General features: G+C 53.9%; 17 protein-coding genes and 1 riboswitch. Of the genes, 9 read left to right on the forward strand and 8 right to left on the reverse strand.

Annotation, left to right across the window (positions count from 1 at the left end):
* Window positions 1-2: 2 nt before the first annotated feature.
* Window positions 3-497, reverse strand: coding sequence for a nodulation efficiency, NfeD-like protein (locus tag D467_RS0105775; RefSeq protein ID WP_018916567.1), 495 nt, complete (start codon window positions 495-497; stop codon window positions 3-5).
* Between the two features lie 271 nt (window positions 498-768).
* Between D467_RS0105775 and D467_RS19080 the strand changes: the two genes are divergently transcribed.
* Window positions 769-1,485, forward strand: a complete 717-nt coding sequence (locus D467_RS19080; RefSeq protein ID WP_018916568.1) for a trimeric intracellular cation channel family protein — start codon at window positions 769-771, stop codon at window positions 1,483-1,485.
* 12 nt (window positions 1,486-1,497) lie between these two features.
* On the opposite strand, the gene D467_RS0105785 is transcribed toward D467_RS19080, so the two are convergent.
* Complete coding sequence (locus D467_RS0105785; protein WP_018916569.1) at window positions 1,498-4,458, reverse strand: translocation/assembly module TamB domain-containing protein; 2,961 nt, start codon at window positions 4,456-4,458, stop codon at window positions 1,498-1,500.
* A 108-nt stretch (window positions 4,459-4,566) separates the two neighbouring features.
* Between D467_RS0105785 and D467_RS0105790 the strand changes: the two genes are divergently transcribed.
* Entirely contained in the window at window positions 4,567-5,274 is a 708-nt protein-coding gene (locus D467_RS0105790) for a DUF3581 family protein (protein WP_018916570.1), read from the forward strand.
* A 73-nt stretch (window positions 5,275-5,347) separates the two neighbouring features.
* Here D467_RS0105790 and D467_RS0105795 read toward each other — a convergent pair whose 3' ends face one another.
* Both D467_RS0105795 and D467_RS0105800 read right to left on the reverse strand, forming a co-directional pair.
* Window positions 5,348-7,087, reverse strand: a complete 1,740-nt coding sequence (locus D467_RS0105795) for a potassium/proton antiporter (protein WP_018916571.1) — start codon at window positions 7,085-7,087, stop codon at window positions 5,348-5,350.
* A gap of 88 nt (window positions 7,088-7,175) precedes the next feature.
* A complete protein-coding gene (locus D467_RS0105800) occupies window positions 7,176-7,565 on the reverse strand; it encodes a hypothetical protein (protein ID WP_018916572.1) in 390 nt (129 codons plus the stop codon).
* Between the two features lie 227 nt (window positions 7,566-7,792).
* Here D467_RS0105800 and D467_RS0105805 point away from each other — a divergent pair, with 227 nt between their 5' ends.
* On the forward strand, window positions 7,793-9,292 hold the full coding sequence (locus D467_RS0105805) for a CoA-acylating methylmalonate-semialdehyde dehydrogenase (protein WP_018916573.1): 1,500 nt from the start codon (window positions 7,793-7,795) through the stop codon (window positions 9,290-9,292).
* A gap of 165 nt (window positions 9,293-9,457) precedes the next feature.
* Here the strand turns inward: D467_RS0105805 and D467_RS0105810 are convergent, their stop codons facing one another.
* Window positions 9,458-10,150 carry a hypothetical protein gene (locus D467_RS0105810; protein ID WP_018916574.1) on the reverse strand — a complete coding sequence of 231 codons (693 nt, stop codon included), beginning with the start codon at window positions 10,148-10,150 and terminating at the stop codon, window positions 9,458-9,460.
* Window positions 10,151-10,466: 316 nt separating this feature from the next.
* A riboswitch (TPP riboswitch) is annotated at window positions 10,467-10,570 on the forward strand.
* Between D467_RS0105810 and D467_RS0105815 the strand changes: the two genes are divergently transcribed.
* The 5 genes from D467_RS0105815 (at window position 10,560) to D467_RS0105835 (ending at window position 16,736) form a co-directional block, all read left to right on the forward strand.
* Window positions 10,560-11,945 carry an SLC5/6 family protein gene (locus D467_RS0105815; RefSeq protein WP_018916575.1) on the forward strand — a complete coding sequence of 462 codons (1,386 nt, stop codon included), beginning with the start codon at window positions 10,560-10,562 and terminating at the stop codon, window positions 11,943-11,945. (Overlaps the previous riboswitch by 11 nt.)
* 55 nt (window positions 11,946-12,000) lie before the next feature.
* Window positions 12,001-13,404, forward strand: a complete 1,404-nt coding sequence (locus tag D467_RS0105820; RefSeq protein WP_018916576.1) for a sensor domain-containing diguanylate cyclase — start codon at window positions 12,001-12,003, stop codon at window positions 13,402-13,404.
* 49 nt (window positions 13,405-13,453) lie between these two features.
* Window positions 13,454-14,422 (forward strand): magnesium/cobalt transporter CorA, encoded by a 969-nt coding sequence (gene corA / locus D467_RS0105825; RefSeq protein WP_018916577.1) that lies wholly within the window; start codon window positions 13,454-13,456, stop codon window positions 14,420-14,422.
* Between the two features lie 80 nt (window positions 14,423-14,502).
* Window positions 14,503-15,684 carry an alcohol dehydrogenase catalytic domain-containing protein gene (locus D467_RS0105830; RefSeq protein WP_018916578.1) on the forward strand — a complete coding sequence of 394 codons (1,182 nt, stop codon included), beginning with the start codon at window positions 14,503-14,505 and terminating at the stop codon, window positions 15,682-15,684.
* Window positions 15,681-16,736: a proline racemase family protein gene (locus D467_RS0105835; protein ID WP_018916579.1), complete on the forward strand. Its 1,056-nt coding sequence runs from the start codon at window positions 15,681-15,683 to the stop codon at window positions 16,734-16,736. The genes D467_RS0105830 and D467_RS0105835 overlap by 4 nt, the downstream gene beginning before the upstream one ends.
* On the opposite strand, the gene D467_RS19670 is transcribed toward D467_RS0105835, so the two are convergent.
* From D467_RS19670 to D467_RS0105845, 3 genes are all read right to left on the reverse strand, one after another.
* Window positions 16,733-16,918: a DUF1289 domain-containing protein gene (locus D467_RS19670; RefSeq protein ID WP_081621229.1), complete on the reverse strand. Its 186-nt coding sequence runs from the start codon at window positions 16,916-16,918 to the stop codon at window positions 16,733-16,735. The genes D467_RS0105835 and D467_RS19670 overlap by 4 nt on opposite strands.
* A 26-nt stretch (window positions 16,919-16,944) precedes the next feature.
* Window positions 16,945-17,361, reverse strand: coding sequence for an alternative ribosome rescue aminoacyl-tRNA hydrolase ArfB (arfB, locus tag D467_RS0105840; protein WP_018916580.1), 417 nt, complete (start codon window positions 17,359-17,361; stop codon window positions 16,945-16,947).
* 70 nt (window positions 17,362-17,431) lie between these two features.
* On the reverse strand, window positions 17,432-18,379 hold the full coding sequence (locus D467_RS0105845; RefSeq protein ID WP_018916581.1) for a D-2-hydroxyacid dehydrogenase family protein: 948 nt from the start codon (window positions 18,377-18,379) through the stop codon (window positions 17,432-17,434).
* A 104-nt stretch (window positions 18,380-18,483) separates the two neighbouring features.
* On the opposite strand from D467_RS0105845, the gene D467_RS0105850 reads away from it, so the two are divergent.
* Window positions 18,484-19,098 (forward strand): flavin reductase family protein, encoded by a 615-nt coding sequence (locus D467_RS0105850; RefSeq protein WP_018916582.1) that lies wholly within the window; start codon window positions 18,484-18,486, stop codon window positions 19,096-19,098.
* Window positions 19,099-19,180 lie beyond the last annotated feature (82 nt).

Genomic DNA, 19,180 nt, shown 5'->3' on the forward strand with positions numbered 1-19,180 from the left:
TCTCAAGGCTCCTTGTGTATGACGGTATCGTCTTGCAGAGGGTTAGATGCTGACGAGGGTAGGGCGACCAGCGCTGTCGTGCCTTCAAAACGCTGAAAAATAACGGAGGTATCGGGAGGGAGTTCGGTCGTGCCTGTATCGATCACGCGCACACGGTAGAAATCACCGTTGATCTTGATGCCCGTTGCATCGTCAAAGTCGCGCCGCAGCGTGTGGTAATAGTTGCCCTTTTCCACACCCGTGCCGGTGGTGCCATAGGCAACGCCACGAGGTGAAAAGCGCGGGCGGATCACCCAGATACCTATCGGCACCAGAACACCGGTAAAGATACCCATGCTTAAAAGCTGCCAGGGTAGCGATAATCCCAACGCAGTAACGGCCGCAGTCAAGGCGGCGGCGATGCCAAGCGCCAACAGCACCATGGCGCCTGATGTTAACTCCCCCAAGCTGAGAAGGAGTGCCAGCACTAACCACGTATAGGCAGGATTCCAATCCATAGTGCCTCCTTTTAAAGTTATCATCAGCCTACCTTAAGCTACCGCGTTAAGTCTGCTTAATTCACACCTAAGTAAGCGATAAACGTAAACTGCTTTAGTGCTATTCTGCCCGCTTTAAGAGCTTGCTTTTAAGAACCTGGTTTTAAGAACCTGGTTTTAAGAACCTGGTTTTAAGAACCTGGTTTTAAGAGCCTGTTTTTAAGAACTTGGCTTTAAGAGCCTAGCTTTAAGAACCCGGTTTTAAGAACCATAGCGCATAAAGGGGAATCGCGTGACAGGTGTGGTGTACTGGCTGGATATGACAGGGGTGATTGTCTTTGCGCTGTCGGGCGTGATTCTGGCGTGTCGGTCCAAAATGGACCCGTTTGGCATGCTGGTGCTTGCTGCCGTCACCGGTATTGGCGGCGGCACCCTGCGTGATTTAGTGCTGGGGGTGCGCCCTGTCTTCTGGATCACTGACGCTACTTACTTGTGGGTTATTCTCGCGACCGTTAGCGTGTCGCTGGTCGGCTTTCATTATATTCATCGCCTGTCGCGGGGTTTTCTGCCTATCGCCGATGCGTTTGGCCTTGCGCTGTTTACGGTTATCGGCACGCATAAAGCGCTGTTGCTGGGAACCTCAGGCGTGGTGGCGGTTTTGATGGGCATGATGACTGGCGTGGCGGGCGGCATGATTCGTGACATGCTGGCCCAGCGCGTACCCATGGTGCTGCGCGAAGAGATATATGCCACTGCCGCCATGGCGGGCGGGAGTGCCTATGTCACGCTGCAAGCCCTAAATGCGCCGCTGAGCGTCAGTATTACTATGGCGCTAGGCATTACGCTGGGTCTTCGGTTGGCAGCGATTCATTGGCACTTGGCTTTACCGGTCTTTGCCTGGGTGACTCTGCCTCCAAAAGAGGTCGATCCGGCAGCGCCGCTCTCGACTCCTGCCAAAGCCAAAGAGCGGGTGAGAATGATACGCCGCGAGCGCAAAACAAAGCGCTAAGGGCATGACCGGTTATTGGTGCTCTTGAAGGGTCGTGGATTGGGCTTGCTGCCAGCGTTCAAACCAGCGGCGCGGCTGTAAAATATGCAGATCAGGCTGGTTATCAACTAGCTCCACCGCGACACCCAATGCGCCGAGTCGAGCGTAGAGCGCGCCATTGGCACTGCGCTCAGCCATGGTGATATCCGCCAGTAGCCGTAGCGGCCCACCGGTTAGAATAAGGTTGTTGAGGCTTGCGCGATCACCATTAATAGCAAGCTCGGCAGAGCCGCTGATATTGCGTACGCTGAGTAGCCGGCCTAGCCACTCTTTTTCACGCGCCCGTTCCAGAAAAAGCCGGGCAAGCAGCCCTGTGTCGCGCATTTCAAGACCTACTTGGCTCACTAAACGTACCGGGTCCGCCCATTCGAGCTGAGCCTCATTCATGGAAAGCTGCACCCACCAGCCAGCATCCGCCGAGACGTTTTCGCCTGGGCGGATAATGTTTTCCAAGCGTAGAAAGGAGTTGTCGGCTGTAAAGCGGCGTGTTTCCAGGGCACCCTGCGTAAGAGTCAGGGAAAGGTGTAAATCCCCCCGCAGGCGCTGATCAAGTAGCGCCATATCGGCGCCAAACGCGCGCAGCGATAGCTCTCCCTGCGCGGTTAAACCATCTAACAACCATTCGCTGGTAAGGCTTGCCTGCCCACCTAATAGCGTAATTCCCGCGCTTTCGGGCAGGTAGCGGTTATAACGGGTAAAGTCCGGCACGTCGGTAATCGGTAGGGCGATTCGGGTAACGAAATGCTCCGCTTCCGGCGATGTCAGCACCTTGCTGAGCTGGTTGGTCTGGGTGGTCAAGGCGAAGTGACGCCCCTCCACGTGAGGGCTGTCATCGTCTTTTCGCTGCAGCGAAAAACGCGGAATCCCCAAGGAAAGTTGGGCCTGTTCAGCGCTATCGACTTGTGCGGTTAGCTCGCCACGCCCCGTCGCCAGGTAATCCAAAAACGCGACTTCGAGTTGATTGGCGTTTATGCGTAGTCGAGTGGGCGCCAGCAGACGATTATCCCGAAACGACCCTTGGGCAAATAGCTGGCCGTTACCTGAAAGCGATACGCCATGGGCATCGGGTAAAAAGGTGTTTAAAAAGCCTAGGCGCTGCACGCTGCCTTCAAGCTGAAACTGCCCGCTGGGCGTATTGTCACGCCGCTGAAAACGACCATCGCGCAGCACCAAAATACTTTCCAGACGTTCGTCGGGCTGAGTGTCATCGGCGACCTGCCAGCGTAAACGGCTGCCGCTTATATCAATTGACGTGCCGTCGGTCGTTGCCTGCTTAAGTGAAAGTGAAAGCTGCATGTCACTGGTTAACGTTGTGCGCTGCTCATCGCGCTGCCAGCGGGTGGTAAGTGCGTTACCCGATAAAGAAAGCTCTCCACTTAGCTGCTCGGAGGTAATGGCAAGCGCTCCATTGCTTTGCGCTTGACCGCTAATCAGCTGAAACGGCGCGGGATCCGGCAGGTAGGTGGCTAAATAGGGTTGCAGCACATTGATGCTGGGCATGCGTGCATCTTGCCAAGTCAGGGTCGCCGTCGCCTGCTCATGGGCTAGCGCGGTGTCGATGGGGCTTTGAGCGGTCAGATCGATCGTAGCGTCGCTAAGTAGCGTTCGCTCATGGTGGTTAAGCATTGCCTGGGTAAATTGAAGCGTGGCGTCAACACTCGCGGCATCCGTTAGCTCGGCATTAAGAGTGCCGCTACCTTGCGCCTTGAAATCCAACGCTTCAGCCGCCAGCATTTCGGCGTCAATAAATAGATGGGCGTTATAGAGCTGGGTATCACGCACACTAACATCGGCTTCTAGACGGCCATTGCCTGATAAGCGAATCCCCTGGCCCTGTAACGTATCGGCCAGGTAACGGTCCAGCATGTCCAGCCGTGTGATAGTGCCTTTCAGAGTGAGTTCGGCGTCCGTAGGAGCGCTTAAGTGATCCAGTCGCTGATTGGCGATCTTACTGGTCAGGCGTAGCGCGGTATCAGTGGCGTAGGCTTGAGTATCTGCCAGAGTGACGCCTTGTAGCTGGGTTGCAAAGTGAAGCTGATTATCGCTCACGCTAAGTTGAACGTTTCCCTGGCCTGTCGCGGTATGCCGGGGCGGTGGGGCGTCCGCGATCACCCAGGTGGTCGGGGCCGTTGGCTCAAGAAGCTTACGCTCGTCTAGTGTTAAGCGTAACTCCGGCGCCTCCAGGGACAGGTGGCTGCCTTCTTCAAGCGTGCCTGACGCTAGGGCAATACGGCCGGTCAATTCGCCCCGGCCATTTAGAAATAGCCAGGGAAGGGCATCCAGGTAGGGCATGAACACGTCCCAGGCATCTGCCTGGGCATGTAGCTCAAGCGTTGCCGAAAGGGCGGCGAGTAGCTCAGGGTTAAGCTCGCCCGTGGCCGGGTCGGTCGGTGTGACCTCATCAAGCGATGCCGTTGCCTCAAGGTTAATCGCATTAACCAGCGTCATTTGGTCGCTAAGCCGTACCAGGCGGCCTTCAGTGATGGCAAGGGTTGCTTCGGGGACGGCTAGGCGCTCACGGCTAAGCGTTGTGTCCGATACACGCAATGTGCCTTGAGCTTCAAGAGCAATATCGCCTATGGTTAAGCGGCGAATGCCTTCTGCGTTCATTGCCTGAATATGTAGTTCACCGCGCAGTAGCGATAATAAAGATAGCGTAAGCGTGGCGCGTTCGGCCTCAATGCTAATCGGTAACGCCTCATCTTCACGTGAAAGGTACAGGTTTTCTACCTCCCAGCGCCCAGGGTGGCGGCTGGCACCTTGGCTCCAACGAATCTCAACGCCTTCGAACTGGGAGATTTTGTTGGGTAGCCACTGGCTATTAAGCAGCCAATAGCTGCCTATCAGCCAAATGACGACGATAAATAAGGCGCCGATCAGCGTTGCTAATGCAAAGCGTGGTAAGCGTTTTTTGGCAATATTCGTGTTTGGCATACTCGCTTCCTGGCCGATGACTCCTGTTAGCGCGTGTTTTATGGCATTATGCGCGACGTTGGGCAGTTATGGGTTTTCGATTTCAACGCTAGGCAGGCAGCAAACGCCATGTTCAAGGATTTTTACGCGCAACGCGGAGAGTACATCGTGATCTCTGCAGAGCAGGCCAGCCGTTTCGCTAAAGGCGTGGCTGGCGATTACAACCCCATTCATAATCCGGATGCGCGTCGTTTCTGCGTGCCTGGTGACTTGCTATTCGCACTGATACTCGTCAAATTTGGGTTGTCGCGGCAAATGGAATTTCGCTTCACCAATATGGTGAGTGCTGATACGCCGCTGCTGTTTAGTGAAGCAGATAACGGTGAGCTACACGTATCTGACGAGAGCGGCAAGTGCTACCTGCAGGTGGTTCGCAGTGGTGAAACAACCTTTGATGAAACCGCTATTGAAGCATTTGCGCGCTGCTATGTGGCTTTTTCTGGGAAAAACTTTCCTCACTATTTAAAGCCGTTAATGGAGCAGCACGGGGTAATGTTTAACCCCAAACGTCCGCTGGTAATTTACGACAGCATGGGATTCTCGCTGGAGCGTTTAGATGGGTTTAACCCTAACCTTGCGTTAACGCGATCATCGCTGGATGTTCAGGGTAAACGGGCGGATGCGCTGCTTGAGTTTTCCATTGAGTCGGCGGGAGATGCGGTAGGAGTCGGCTCTAAAAAGTTGGTGGTTAGCGGCCTATGTCATTACGACGCCAGCGAAATGGCGGCAATCGTCGATGAGTTCTACCGGCTTAAAGCGGCTTACGAAGTAGCCTGAACAATTCTTGCGATGCGTTTCTATTCAAGCCAATAGCCACCTGCACCGAGCAGGTGGCTATTACGCATAGCGGTTAGCCTGGCATGTTTGCCGGCGCCAGCGTTGGTTGGATGTGCGTTACGCCTACGGTGGTAATACGCCCCTCGAGTACCCCCAATACAGATAACACCACATCGCCTAGTACTAGTTCATCGCCTTCGCTTGGGCTATCGGGCAGGCGTTCATGCAGTAGCGTATCCAGCGTGCAGGCCATATCACCATCCAACGTCAGGCCATACGAGTGAAGGACTTCGCCGACACTGGTGCTTCCCTTAAGGCGTAAGGTTTGATCAGGAAATTCGCCGTTGGGAATACTTGCGCCCTCAGCAAACACGTAGTTCACAAAAGGCCGAATGTCAGGACGTAACACGACAAACAGATGATCGCCTGGCTGAAGTAGCGTTGAGCCACGCGGCGGGATGACATCCTTGCCGCGTGTGACCATCGCCACCACCGTGCCATCCGGTAGCGCAATTTGCGATAACCGTCGATTGGCGGCCCTTGCGGTATCGCCTAAGCGATACTCCACAATATCAGCATCAACATCTTCCAGTGCCGTAATTTCAAGGCTCGCGGCAGGCATAATGGGCGGTGCGACGGTAAGACCTAATTTACGCGCCACATAGGGAAGGGTTGTGCCTTGAAGGGTAGCGGAGATTAACACCACGAAGAAAACCACGTTGAAGATAAGCTCCGCGCCTTCCAGACCAAAGATCAGTGGAAATATAGCCAGAATAATAGGCACTGAGCCACGTAGGCCTACCCAGGCAACCAACCCGGTTTCACGGTTGGTAAAGCCAAACATTTTAAGAATGGGCGTAACCGCAAGCGGGCGGGCCACCAGGATTAAAATGGCCGCGATCATCAGGCCTTCAAGCCATACGTCCAGCAGTGACATGGGATTGATAAGCAGGCCGAGCACAACGAACATGACGATCTGGCTCATCCACGCCAAGCCATCATGAAACAGGAAGGTACTGCGCTGAAAAGCGATGCGACGGTTACCGATCATCACCCCCGCCACGAAGATCGCCAGAAAGCCGCTACCCCCAAGATTAGCTGCGACACCAAAGGCAAATAGGCCACAGGCTGCCACCAGCACGGGATAAAGCCCTGAGGTTACCAGTTGGATGCGATTGATTATTTGAACCGATGCCCAGCCCACTAGTAAACCTACGACGCCGCCAACCCCGATCTGCATCACGAACAGCTTCAATAAGCCCACGCCAAGCGGCATATCGTTAACCAGAACTTCAAGCAGTCCAATGGTCAAGAAAATCGCCATAGGGTCGTTCGAGGCGCTTTCGATTTCAAGCGTCGATTTAAGCCGTTTGTTGATATGGATATCGGCATTACGCAGCAGCGAAAAAACGGCCGCCGCATCGGTCGACCCCACGATGGCGCCCAACAATAACCCATCGAGCAGCGGCAGATTAAGAATATAGGCCGCTGCTGCGCCTGTAATCATTGATGTAATGAGGACCCCAACCGTTGCCAGTAAGGATGCGGGTTTCCAAACCATGCGAATTGAAGCCATCGGCGTTTGTAGACCGCCGTCGAATAGAATCATGGCCAGTGCCAAGGTGCCCAGGGCGTGTGCCAAAATAGGGTTATCAAAGCTGATCCCGCCAATACCCGCTTCCCCAGCCAGCATGCCGGTTCCCAGGAACAGAACCAGCACAGGCATACCCAAGCGGGCCGAGAGTTTGCTTGAGATAATGCCGATCAGCAGCAGGATAGCTGCCATTAAAATAAGTTGATCCACCTGAAACATACGCGCTTCCTAGCAAACGATATAAATGGGCGCCGCGTTTAAACCGTGGTGCCATGCAGTAATGAAATTCTGGGAGTACGCTAATCGGTTAGGCAGCCGGAGGCGCGCGGCTAGGTGGAAGGCATCTGGATAGGCTATCTGCCCGTGGCGTAATTGAACGCGACAGAACACAACTGCCTGAGCGGGCGAGGACAACCTGTGCTGCATAAGCAGGCAAGGCCGCATCGCCCGTCTCCCCGTCATTAGTCTCGGCGGTCAGGGGCTTGCTGCTGCGAATTCGTAATGAATGGCTCTGCGTTGCCAGCGGCAGTAGCGCTTCGCGCTGATCGGCATGCGTGGGTGAAGTGTTGACGCCGGTAGCAATAGCGGCCGGAGAAGATGGAGTGGCGCACCAGAGCAGCAGGGTCAGAATGCACAGACCGGCATGGCTCAGCTTGTGGGTAATCACCGAAGTGAAGGCTTGTTTCTGATAAGGCAAAGCGCCATCTCCATAGTCGTACGCTTTATCATCCTTTATTGGCAAGGCAGGTCAAGCGGTTAAGCGCACGCTCGCGATTTCTTTTTTTGCTGTGTCATTGCCAGTCAGCAATTGCATTAATAGCTAATTGACGTTTACGTCAACTTGCTGCTATACCCTGTTCACACCGCAAAGGCAGTGATAATGACTGTCTCTACAACGAACAATCATAAGACAGGAGCAACGCAATGGCCGTTCGCGAAATTTCCATGATCATTGATGGTCAGGCCGTCCCGTCACAGAGTCAGGAATGGCGTGATGTGGTTAATCCAGCGACTCAGGAAGTGGTGGCCCGGGTACCTTTTTGTACTGCAGAAGAGGTAGAGCGCGCGATTGCCAGTGCGCAGGAGGCCTTTAAAGAGTGGCGCAAAGTCCCGCTTGGCAAACGTATGCGTATCATGCTGACACTGCAGGCGTTGATTCGTGACAATACCGATGAGCTGGCCGCTTTAATCACTGAAGAGCATGGCAAAACACTGCCAGATGCTAAAGGCGAAGTGGGGCGCGGTTTAGAAGTGGTTGAGCATGCCTGCTCGATTACCTCGCTTCAGCTAGGTGAAGTGGCGGCAAACGCCGCAAGTGAAGTAGATGTCTATACGCTTCACCAGCCGCTAGGTGTTGGTGCGGGTATTACCGCATTTAATTTTCCCATTATGCTGCCCTGCTTCATGTTTCCGCTGGCCATTGCCACGGGCAACACGTTTGTCTTGAAACCCTCTGAGCAGGATCCGAGCTCTACCATGCGCCTGGTGGAACTGGCCCATGAGGCTGGCGTGCCGCCGGGCGTGTTAAACGTTGTGCATGGCGGCCCCGAGGTTGCTAATCAAATCGCTGATCACCCAACGATCAAAGCCCTGTCATTTATTGGTTCAACCCATGTGGGGTCGCTGCTTTACAAGCGGGCGGCTGATGCGGGCAAGCGCATGCAAGCCATGATGGGCGCGAAAAATCACTGTGTGGTGATGCCTGATGCGAACCGCAGCCAGGCGATCAATAACCTGCTGGGGTCGGCGTTTGGCGCCGCTGGACAGCGCTGTATGGCCAATTCCGTCTTAGTGCTGGTAGGTGAGGCGCGCCAGTGGATTGACGATATCGTGGAAGCCGCGCGCCAGATGAAAGTCGGCCCAGGCACTCAGCAGGATGCCGATTTAGGACCACTCGTATCACCCGCTGCCCGGGATCGTGTGCTGCGTTTAATTGAAGCGGGTGAAAAGGAAGGCGCCAATCTGCTGGTCGATGGGCGCAACTGCCAAGTAGAGGGCTACCCAAATGGCAACTTTGTCGGACCGACGCTCTTTACCGACGTGACGGCGGAAATGACAATTTACCGCGAAGAGATTTTTGGCCCCGTACTCTGCGTCGTCAATGTGGAAACGCTTGATGAGGCGATTGCGTTTATCAATGCCAACCCTAATGGTAACGGCACTTCTATCTTTACTAACTCCGGCTGGGTGGCGCGCCGTTTTGAAACGGATATCGATGTAGGGCAGGTGGGAATTAATGTGCCGATTCCGGTGCCCGTTGCTTACTTTAGCTTTACCGGCTCGCGGGCCTCAAAACTGGGCGATCTAGGTCCTAACGGTAAGCAGGCTATTGCGTTTTGGACACAGACCAAAACAGTAACCGCGCGCTGGTTCGAGCCTGAAAATGTTTCCAGCGGTATCAATAGCACTATCTCATTAAGCTAGTAACCGTGTTTTAAGACCTTGTTTTGAAACTTTTTTTTGAAACTATGTTTCATTACGTCAGAAGCCATTGAGATTGTGATTGCGCTGAAGCTTCAACCGACCCTTAACGCGTTTAACTAACCACCACGGGCCCCTCTTTAGGGGCCCGTGGTGGTTTAGAGCGTATTAAAAGTCCTGCAGCATGTTGAAGCTTTCCTCGAGCAGCTTTTCAATAGGGTTAAGCTGACTCTCATGCAGAACAAGTAGCGAGGGCGATGCTTTTACCTGCCCGCTAAGTGGCACCAACAATGCGAACTCACCCTCCTCCAGATGAAACTCATGGATTTCACGCGGACCATGCGGTGTTTGACACTGTGAGCAGCGATAAACGTCGTCTTCCCCATATACCAGGCGGTGATACATTTTAAACAGCGTATAAAGGGCGAGCCCACCTTCAAACGCGGGCCAGCTTGCCGGCGTTTTTTGTATATCATCGGCTAACATTTGCCCTTCAGCCTTGGCATCGGCGATGGCATGGGCAAGAGGATCCGCTAAAACGGTCGGGTTTTCTGACGGAAGTGGAGTATTTTGTTTAGCGGCTTTCTCAAAGTATTTTACGATGCGCTTAAAATCATCCAGATCATGCAGAGCGTAGTCGGCGTGCTGCAGATCATCGGGTTCAAAGCCGCCGTTTTCCCAGCCATGAATGACGCGAAGCGTCATATCCCCGCGTGCCATGGGGCGCGCCAACAGCATATATAGCATCACACGAACATGAAGCTGGCGCTCATCGGTATTGTTTTCAAATGCACGATAAGGGGCAGCAAACAGAACATGGAGTCGACCTGGGGTATGCTCTTTGGCTTCGGTATACGACATGGCAATTTTCCTATGCGCGCGCCACAGGTATATCCACACGGCGCTCTTGGCATTGTTAGTTTTTAATAGCGCGAACGGCGGTAAACCGGTTTTATCCTGCAATGCCGCTATGAGAGTAATGCTCTAAGTTTTTATTAGTTTAAGCAACGTTATAGCTAATGAATAGGAGAAGTAAGCCCGTTTCCTTTGAGCTATTTAGCGCATAGCATTAATAGCCGCAGCGGCGAGAGGGTGTATCGCTATTCAGTTCTTAAGGCCAGTTTTTAAGATCAGCTTTGACGATTCGCTTTATTTCACTCAGCATACGCTCTCAATTCACTGTCGCCAGGGGAGCCACATGGGTGGCTGAGAATGCTGTTAGGCAGACCCTGGAACCTGATCCGGTTAGAACCGGCGGAGGAAGTGCGACATGCCATACCTTACGTCAGCCGTGCTGGGCGCGGCGCTCTGCTGCTTTGCATTTTTAGGTCTTAACGCCCGCGGGCGAAAAGATTCATTGGATGACTATGTCACCGCGCGAAACTCACAAACCAGCACTACGCTTGGGCTGTCTTTTGTTGCCTCTGGGATGGGTGCATGGATATTGTTTGCGCCGCCAGAAATTGGCGCCTTTGTCGGCCCGCTGGCACTCGCGGGCTATGCTCTTGGTTCTGCGCTCCCGTTTATCGTCCTGGGCATTTATGGCCCGGCTATTCGTCGCGCCTTACCTGAAGGGCGCAGCATTGCGGAGTTTGCCGAAGCTTGCTATGGCCGGGGCGTACGCCACTGGGTAACGTTGGTTTCAGTGGTTTATATGGCGTGCTTCTTGGCCGCTGAATTAACCGCCATCGGGGCCATTACATCACTGCTTTCTGATGTGCCGCCGAGCTGGGTGATTATTGGCGTTACCCTCGCTACGCTGCTTTACACGGTAAGCGGCGGGCTGCGCGCAAGCCTTGCGACCGATCGCTGGCAGGCATGGCTACTGGTTGCCCTATTGGTGATCGTTTCAAGCGTCACCCTGTGGCGCCTGCCTGCAATGCCCAGTGGTTCAGTGCTGCCTTCTATTCCCACTTCCAGTGCGCTGAGTGTGGCGTTAACGCTGGTGATTGCGGTCACTGCGGCCAATCTTTTTCATCAGGGCTATTGGCAGCGGGTATGGGCCGCGCGTGATAATCAAAGCTTGGAACGGGGCGCCTGGGTGGGAGGAATTGCTACGGTCGTTATCGTAATGGTGATTGGTGGTTTGGGCATGATGGCCGCCATGAGTGGAATAGCGCTTGGTGAACCGCCAATGCCTTTTTTTGCGCTATTGAATAACGCACCATCTTGGGTAGCCATGGCAGCCTTGGTGCTGGCGGTCACGCTGGTGGCGTCCAGTGTGGATACACTGCAAAGTGGTATCGCCTCGCTGATTGTGTCGCGCAGTGAACAGCCTGGTGTTTCCATAGCCCTTACGCGCTGGATGACCGTCTTGCTCATGGTGCCTGTGGTGGTTATCGCGCTTCAGGGACTGTCAGTCTTACGCCTTTTTTTAATCGCCGATTTATTATGCGCCGCCATTGTTGTGCCTGTTCTGCTGGGGTTATGGCGACGCATGACGCCGCTTGCTGCTATCGGCGGCGGCTTGGCTGGACTACTTGGCGCCATCTTGCCAGGATGGCTCAGCCAGCAAAGCCTAAGCGCCGGGGTAATGGCCGCAAGCTTTCCGGGAAGTATTCCTACCCTAGGCCCGTTTTTAGGAGCATTGTTAGCCTCCACCTTGGTAAGCGTGGTGCTTGCGTATGTCACGAGCAATAAGGCGGTTGGGCAGTAAGAATTATTTCACGCTATGATGGACAAAACACCTAACGACCTGGGTGAAGCATTTAATGAGTTATCCCATACCGTCAAATGAAAAAGCACGCTTAGAGGCACTTTATGAGCTTAAGCTGCTCGATACGCCCAGCGAGCCAGTGTTTGACCGTATTACCCGGCTTGCCGCAAAGCTGCTTGATGTACCGGCCGTCACGGTTACCCTGATTGATGCCAAACGTCAGTGGTTTAAATCACGTGTGGGGCTGGATATTCATGAAACGCCGCGTGATATCGCCTTTTGCGCCTACCCGGTGGCCGAGTCTGCCCCCTTGGTCGTGGAGAATGCCTGCCTTGATAGCCGGTTTGCGCATAACCCTCTGGTGGCCAAGCCCGACGGGATACGTTTTTACGCGGGATTACCACTCAAAACCACTCAGGGATTGGTGCTAGGCACGCTCTGCACCATAGATAACAAGCCACGAACGCTTAGCAAAGATGAGTTTTCCACGCTGCAGGATCTTGCCGATATTGTGACCGAGGAAGTTCAACTCCGCGAGCGGCTCAACCGTGAGAAAAAAGATAAAGAGGCCTCTCAGAAGGCCTTAGCTAAGCTTCATCATAGCCTTGAACAGCAAATCGAACAGCGTACTCACGAACTCAAGTTGGTCATTGAAACGGCTTACGACGCCTATGTGAGCGTTGATGCAAACGACTGCGTATTGGACTGGAATCTGGCGGCCACTACCATGTTTGGCTGGTCACGCGAGCAGGCGTTGGGCAAGCCAATTAGCCAGTTGATGCTGCCAGATGGTTTACCCTGTGGGGCCGAGAATGTGCCGGTGACTCACTTTGCACACCGATCAGATGGCAGCCGCTTGCCGGTTGAGATTCGCTTTAAATCGCTCTCCTTTCACGGCAGACAATGGCGTAGCCTGTTTATCCACGATATTAGCGAACGCCAGCAGCTTGAACGCTTGCGTGACCAGCAGGCGCGCGAAGATGCACTAACCAAGTTGGCCAATCGCCGGGCGCTGGATGAACGCTTGCCTGACGCCATGGCTCGCGTGCGACGCTCACAAAAACCGTTAGCCGTACTGTTTATGGATCTGGATAGCTTTAAGCAGGTTAACGATAATTACGGCCATGCGGTTGGCGATGAGCTGCTACGCGAAATAGCCAAGCGATTAACGGCCTCCGCCCGGGAAACCGACTTTGTTGTACGTTGGGCCGGGGATGAGTTTGTCCTGCTGCTTGAGAGCGTTGCGCTGGATGCGATCGAACCTATAGCGCAAAAGCTCATTCATACTATTGAACAGCCGCTGCTCATTGGTGAGGCCGTGTTAAACGTAAGTACCAGCATTGGCGTTGCGGTTTATACGCCGGGCGCAGATGAAACGGCGCCAGAACTCCTTAAACGTGCCGATGTTGCGATGTATGAAGCAAAACGCGCGGGTAAAGCACAGGTTCGTATAGCATAGTTACGTATAGCGTAAGCTGCGTATTACTCTAAAGAATTCAAGGAAGATTATGATTCGCAGCATTGTGACAACGCCCGATGGCACTGCTTACGAAGGCGATGAGCAGCTGTTTGCTACGTGGCAAGCAATATCCGACAGCCATATCTGGATAGATATGCAGGGCGAAGACGAAGAAACCGTCGAGCGTCTGCTCGCAAAATTTGAGTGCCACCCACTGGCGATACAGGATGCTCATAAAGAGCGCCTGCCGCCTAAAATCGAAGAATTCGATAATCATACGCTGCTTATTTACCGGGGTATTTCCTCGTTTGATGCCCAGCTCAATTTCGTTCCTCAGCAGGTGTGCTTTTTTATCGGCGAGCGCTTTTTAGTCACGCTGCATTCGGGCCTTGCCATGAGTGTTGAGCGATTATTAAAAGAGCATGGCAAGGCGCTTTTAGCTAAGTCGCCCGAGCAGGTAGCCTTGAAGATCATGTATACCTCAGCCGGCTACTATATCGATAGCCTGCTTGAGTTTGAGGCGGAACTGAGCGATTTAGAGGATGAGCTGCTCGAAAACGGTAACGACGTATTGATGCGTAAAATTACCACCTACCGTTCTCGATTGGTCAAGATGCGCCGCGTGTTTAACTATCATAAAGGGATTACCCAAGAGTTAACGGCCTACGACTATCAGCATCTTCCCCGCGAGGAAAGCGAAACGCTGCATGCCATTAACGATGTGGCCGAGCGTTTTGAACGGCTCTATACGCTGACCCAGATGTATTACGATATTTGCGGCGATCTGGTCGACGGCTATATTTCCATTTCATCGCACCAGCTTAATATCACCATGCGTGTTCTAACGGTGATTACCGCGATCTTTGTCCCCCTAACGTTTATTGCCGGTGTTTACGGGATGAACTTTGAGTACATGCCGGAGCTTGGCTACCGCTACGGCTACTTCTTTGTATGGGGCGCCATGATTGGCATGGCCGTCGTGCTGATTTGGCTTTTCAGGCGAAAGGGCTGGTTCTAGTTCAGTAGGCTTTTAAGCAGCGGCCAGAGTTTGTTATGGTCGAACAGTCATCTTATTCCTTTGTATCAGGGAGCCTGTCAATGACTGAATCTGCTACTGCTGTTCCTGCCACGATGGCTGCCATGCTCTTGACCGGGCATGGGGACATCGAAAAGCTGCATTATCGAGAAGACGTCAAGACTCCCAAACCTGGGCCGGGTGATGTTCTGGTTCAGGTGACGGCGACTGCTAAAAACAATACCGACCGCAAAGCCCGTGAAGGCCTTTATCCCACCAAAGAGAAGGGCGACGTTACCTCCTTCGCCATGGGCGGCACGCCAACGTTAACTTTCCCGCGTATTCAGGGGGCTGATGTAGCGGGACGGATTGTAGCGGTAGGCGAAGGCGTGGATGCCGGGAAAATCGGCCAGCGGGGTCTGCTTGATTTCAATATTTATGCCGATGAGCGTCGGGATATCAATCTGACCCCGGATTACTATGGCCATGGCGCTGACGGTGGTTACGCTGAATATGTTGCCGTACCGGCTGACCAGTTTCATCATGTCGATAATCCTAAGCTGCGTGATGCCGAGCTTGCGTCCATGGGCATGTGCTCTTACCAAACGGCCTACCATATGATGACCTCGGCCCACGTCGGGGCGGGTGAGCGCGTGTTGGTAAGCGGTGCAAGTGGCGGTGTGGGCACCGCATTGATTCAGCTTTGCCGGATTGTCGGGGCCATTCCATATGCGGTTAGCCAGCCCGATAAAGCCGATGCGCTGCTGGCGCTAGGCGCCGAAGCGGTGATTGACCGCGGCGACCTGCCTACATTTGTGGATCGAGTGTTGGCGGCCACCGGTGGTCAACCAATAGACGCGGTGATGGATCTAGTCGGTGGAGAAATGACCGACCGGTTCATCGATACCATGATTGTCGATATGCAGAGCCGCCAAACCTATCCGCGCCTTTCGATTGCAGGCGCGAGTGGCGGTAACCTTAGCGAAATCATGTGGACGCGTATTTACCTTTATCAGGTCCAGATATTTGGTGTGTCTCACGGTACCCGGGAAGAAGCCGAGCAGCTTATTGACTGGATTCGTCGTGGTGAGCTCAAGCCGGTGCTTCACGCTGCTTTCAAACTTTCAGAGCTGCATGCCGCCGAACGCTATTTTGTTAATCGGGACAGCAATTACCTAGGCAAGATCGTTATCGTGCCTGATGCGCAGTGGGATGCCCATGGCGCTCCTTTTGCCCTAACGAACGCTCAGGAGCAACGCCCTTGAAAAATATCCATACACTTCAATTGATGGATACCCATGCAGGCGGCGATGTTAGCCGGATTGTAACGGGAGGGATTGACGCCCTGCCGGGGGCGACCGTACGGGAACAAATGGAGTACCTGCGCGACGATGCCGATGGCCTGCGCAGGCTGCTGTTGGAAGAGCCTTACGGTATTCCAGAAATGTCGGTCGATCTGCTGGTACCCGCTACACATCCTGAGGCAGCGGCAGGCTACATTATTATGGAAGTGATGGGCTATCCGATCTATTCAGGCTCCAATACGTTATGTACCGCTACCGCCGTGCTTGAAACTGGCATCGTGCCCAAGCAGGAAGGTATCCAGCGCTTTGCTCTGGAAGCGCCGGCAGGCCTGGTACACATTGAGGCACGCGTGCATAACGGGGTGGTGGAGTCGGTTACCTGCGAAGGGCTGCCAAGCTATATTGATACCTACCGCGATACGATTCAGGTGCCGGGTATCGGCGCAGTGACGTACTCCATCGCCTATAGTGGCGGCTTTTACGCACTAGTGGATGCCACTGAGCTTGGCTTTAAGTTGATTCGCGAAGAAGAGCAGGCACTTTCAGCCTGCGCGCATAAAATCGTGGAAGCACTGCAAGCCCAACGCGGTTTTTCACACTACACGCTGGGCGATGTAGGCCCGCTGCCGTTTTTACACTTTATGGGGCCTGAAGAGCAGGTGGGTGAGGGCTATTTTCGCTCGCGCTCAACAACCTACGTGCACCCAGGCGTGATTTGCCGCAGTACCACCGGGACGGGTACTTCCGCCCGGTTAGCGCTGATGAACTACGAAGGCCGCCTCAACGTAGGCGATAAGCTTGAAACAGTATCGCTGCGTGAAACCGGGTTTATTGGCACGTTTATCGGAACGCATCAGGAAGGCGCGTATCAGGTCGTTGAAAACACAATTACCGGACGCAGCTACGTGCTTGCCCAGTCGGATATCGTGATTAACTGTGATGATCCATTGGTGGCCTGTGGTGAGTTGCACCATCTTCTAAGCGATCGCCACTCCGCTAAATCGAGTAACTAATCTCGGCTTTCTACATACCCCTTCGCTTCTAAGCGCTCCCATACCGGGGCCTTTTCGGCCTCGGTCATTTGGCCCCAATAGGTAATTTCATCCAGCGTACGCCCGCAACCCTGGCATATGTTTGCCGGGTCTAGCTGGCAGTGTTGAATACATGGGGAAAGCGGTCGGGAAACGAGTGTCATGCAGGGCTCAATGTACTTTGTGGTGCTTATGAGGTGGAAACCTTACCACGTAGCGATTTGATTTTGCCTTTGCGGGTTTTATGGTCAACACGGCGTCGCTGGGAGCCTTTTGTCGGCTTGGTAGGGCGGCGCACTTTCTGCTGCTTGGTCGCACTGATGATCAGTTCTTTCAAGCGCGCAAGGGCGTCTTCTTTATTAAGCTCCAGCGTGCGATAGCTTTGCGCCTTGATAATTACCACGCCCTCTTTACTGATGCGCTGATCATTAAGCGCCATCAAACGTTCCTTATAAAACGCAGGCAACGTAGAGCGCAAAATATCAAAGCGTAAGTGCACCGCTGACGCCACTTTGTTGACGTTCTGGCCACCAGCCCCCTGGGCTCGGATTTGGCTAATATCGATTTCCCAGTCGGCTAGGGCAACATGGTTGGAAATAGTGAGCATCCAGTCCTCTGTGTCACACGTGAGTTATAAGGCTAGCACAGTTGACACAGAGGAGGGTGCAACCAGGGGATCAAGAGGCGAGGTTAGTGACCGGCTCGCCGTTATTAAATGCATTTAGATTTGCAAAGGCATCGCCGAAATAGAGCTCATAGCTATCTTTTTCGACATAACCCAAGTGAGGGGTCGCCACGCAGTTGGGCAGTTGAATGAGCGGATCATCATGCGCGGGTTCACTGTCGAAAACATCGACCGCCGCACGCCCCGGCCTGCCTGCCTTGAGGGCGCTGACCAAAGCGCCCGGGGCGACCAACGGTGCGCGGCTGGTATTGACCAGAAGAGCGGTGGACTTCATGCGGGCAAGGTGATCTTCGGTGACTATACCGCGGGTCTCATTGTTTAGGCGCAGGTGCAGGCTCAGCACATCGGCGCGTTGAAAAAGATCGTTCTGGCTCTCGGCAACCGTTAAACCTGCCTCAAGCGCGCGTGCCTGGGTGCCTTCGCGTCCCCATATCAGCACGTTCATCTCGAATGCCTGGGCGTAGCGGGCCACCAGGCTGCCTATTTTTCCGAAACCGAAAATCCCTAGTGTGCGTCCCTTCAGCCCGGTACCTAGCGTTTGTTGCCAACGACCAGCCTTAAGGTTGGCGACCTCTTCGGGTAAGTGACGCATGGCTGACAGAATCAGCCCCCAGGTCAGTTCAGCCGCCGCGTAGGGCGAGCCTTTACCCGCCATTACCGTGATGCCATGACGCTGACAGGCCTTGAGATCCACATGAGCTGCGCCGCCGCCAGTTTGGCTAATTACTTTTAAATTAGGCAAGCGTTCCAGGAGCTCTGCGGTGATAGGAGTACGTTCACGAATGAGCACTAAAGCATCCGCTGGCTGAAAACGCTCGACCAGCGCCTCCAGGTCGGTCAGCGTATCGTGATAAACCGTTACGTCATGCCCGCTCAGTGCAGCAAAGGCATCCAGGTGACGCACACAGTCCTGATAATCATCGGCAATCACGATCTTCATTGGCAGGTCCTTGGTCGGTGTAAAATCATCAAAAAAAGGCAGCGCCGATAGCGTGCTGTTATAAAGTGATACTACTCTCACGCCTGGCAATCAAGGAGCAACGAATGAGCGACTATTTATTAGAGGATTCCCCGTTAAGCGCTGGGATTATTTATCGTCTGCTCTCAGGAAGTATCTGCCCACGCCCGATTGCGTGGGTAGCTACTCAGGATGCCCGTGGAAAGGACAATCTTGCTCCCTTTTCGTTTTTCAATGTGGCAAGCGTAACCCCGCCTGTCTTGGCCTTTTCGCCGCTTCTAGATGGCAGCGGGCAGCCGAAAGATACAATACGCAATCTAGAGGAATTACCGGAATGCGTGGTGCATATTGGCAGTGAAGCGCTGATCGAGGCGCTGAACACAACCAGTGCCAGCCTGCCCAGAGAGGAAGATGAGTTTACGCTTGCAGGGCTTGAGAAAGCGCCAATGGCTGGTGTCTCGGTACCACGTATCGCAGCATCCCCGGTTGCCTTTGGTTGCAAGCTTTATGATTTGATTCGCTTTGGCGACCAGCCTTTGGCGGGTACGCTGGTGTTGGCGCAGATAGTGTCTATTCATATCGACGACGCCGTATGGGATGGTCGTCATGTAGATATCGATTTACTCAAGCCTATCGGCCGGCTAGCGGGTAGTGACTACGCTCGTGCAACCGACCGCTTTGCTATTGAGCGCCCGGCTTAGTTAGCAAGTCTGCACCGGGCTATGTTGGGCGCTATGTCAAAGACAATGTCAGAGACAATTTAGGAAAAACGACTGCCCGGTG

This window comes from Vreelandella zhanjiangensis DSM 21076 (genome assembly GCF_000377665.1).
In the GTDB taxonomy this organism is placed as follows: Bacteria; Pseudomonadota; Gammaproteobacteria; order Pseudomonadales; family Halomonadaceae; genus Vreelandella; species Vreelandella zhanjiangensis.

What these genes read in the sequence shown, in the direction of transcription:
- D467_RS0105775 (WP_018916567.1), bottom strand. Translation starts at nt 497, where the DNA reads ATGGATTGGAATCCTGCCTATACGTGGTTAGTGCTGGCACTCCTTCTC.
- D467_RS0105785 (WP_018916569.1), bottom strand. Translation starts at nt 4,458, where the DNA reads ATGCCAAACACGAATATTGCCAAAAAACGCTTACCACGCTTTGCATTA.
- D467_RS0105790 (WP_018916570.1), top strand. Translation starts at nt 4,567, where the DNA reads ATGTTCAAGGATTTTTACGCGCAACGCGGAGAGTACATCGTGATCTCT.
- D467_RS0105795 (WP_018916571.1), bottom strand. Translation starts at nt 7,087, where the DNA reads ATGTTTCAGGTGGATCAACTTATTTTAATGGCAGCTATCCTGCTGCTG.
- D467_RS0105805 (WP_018916573.1), top strand. Translation starts at nt 7,793, where the DNA reads ATGGCCGTTCGCGAAATTTCCATGATCATTGATGGTCAGGCCGTCCCG.
- D467_RS0105810 (WP_018916574.1), bottom strand. Translation starts at nt 10,150, where the DNA reads ATGTCGTATACCGAAGCCAAAGAGCATACCCCAGGTCGACTCCATGTT.
- D467_RS0105815 (WP_018916575.1), top strand. Translation starts at nt 10,560, where the DNA reads ATGCCATACCTTACGTCAGCCGTGCTGGGCGCGGCGCTCTGCTGCTTT.
- D467_RS0105820 (WP_018916576.1), top strand. Translation starts at nt 12,001, where the DNA reads ATGAGTTATCCCATACCGTCAAATGAAAAAGCACGCTTAGAGGCACTT.
- corA (WP_018916577.1), top strand. Translation starts at nt 13,454, where the DNA reads ATGATTCGCAGCATTGTGACAACGCCCGATGGCACTGCTTACGAAGGC.
- D467_RS0105830 (WP_018916578.1), top strand. Translation starts at nt 14,503, where the DNA reads ATGACTGAATCTGCTACTGCTGTTCCTGCCACGATGGCTGCCATGCTC.
- D467_RS19670 (WP_081621229.1), bottom strand. Translation starts at nt 16,918, where the DNA reads ATGACACTCGTTTCCCGACCGCTTTCCCCATGTATTCAACACTGCCAG.
- arfB (WP_018916580.1), bottom strand. Translation starts at nt 17,361, where the DNA reads ATGCTCACTATTTCCAACCATGTTGCCCTAGCCGACTGGGAAATCGAT.
- D467_RS0105845 (WP_018916581.1), bottom strand. Translation starts at nt 18,379, where the DNA reads ATGAAGATCGTGATTGCCGATGATTATCAGGACTGTGTGCGTCACCTG.
- D467_RS0105850 (WP_018916582.1), top strand. Translation starts at nt 18,484, where the DNA reads ATGAGCGACTATTTATTAGAGGATTCCCCGTTAAGCGCTGGGATTATT.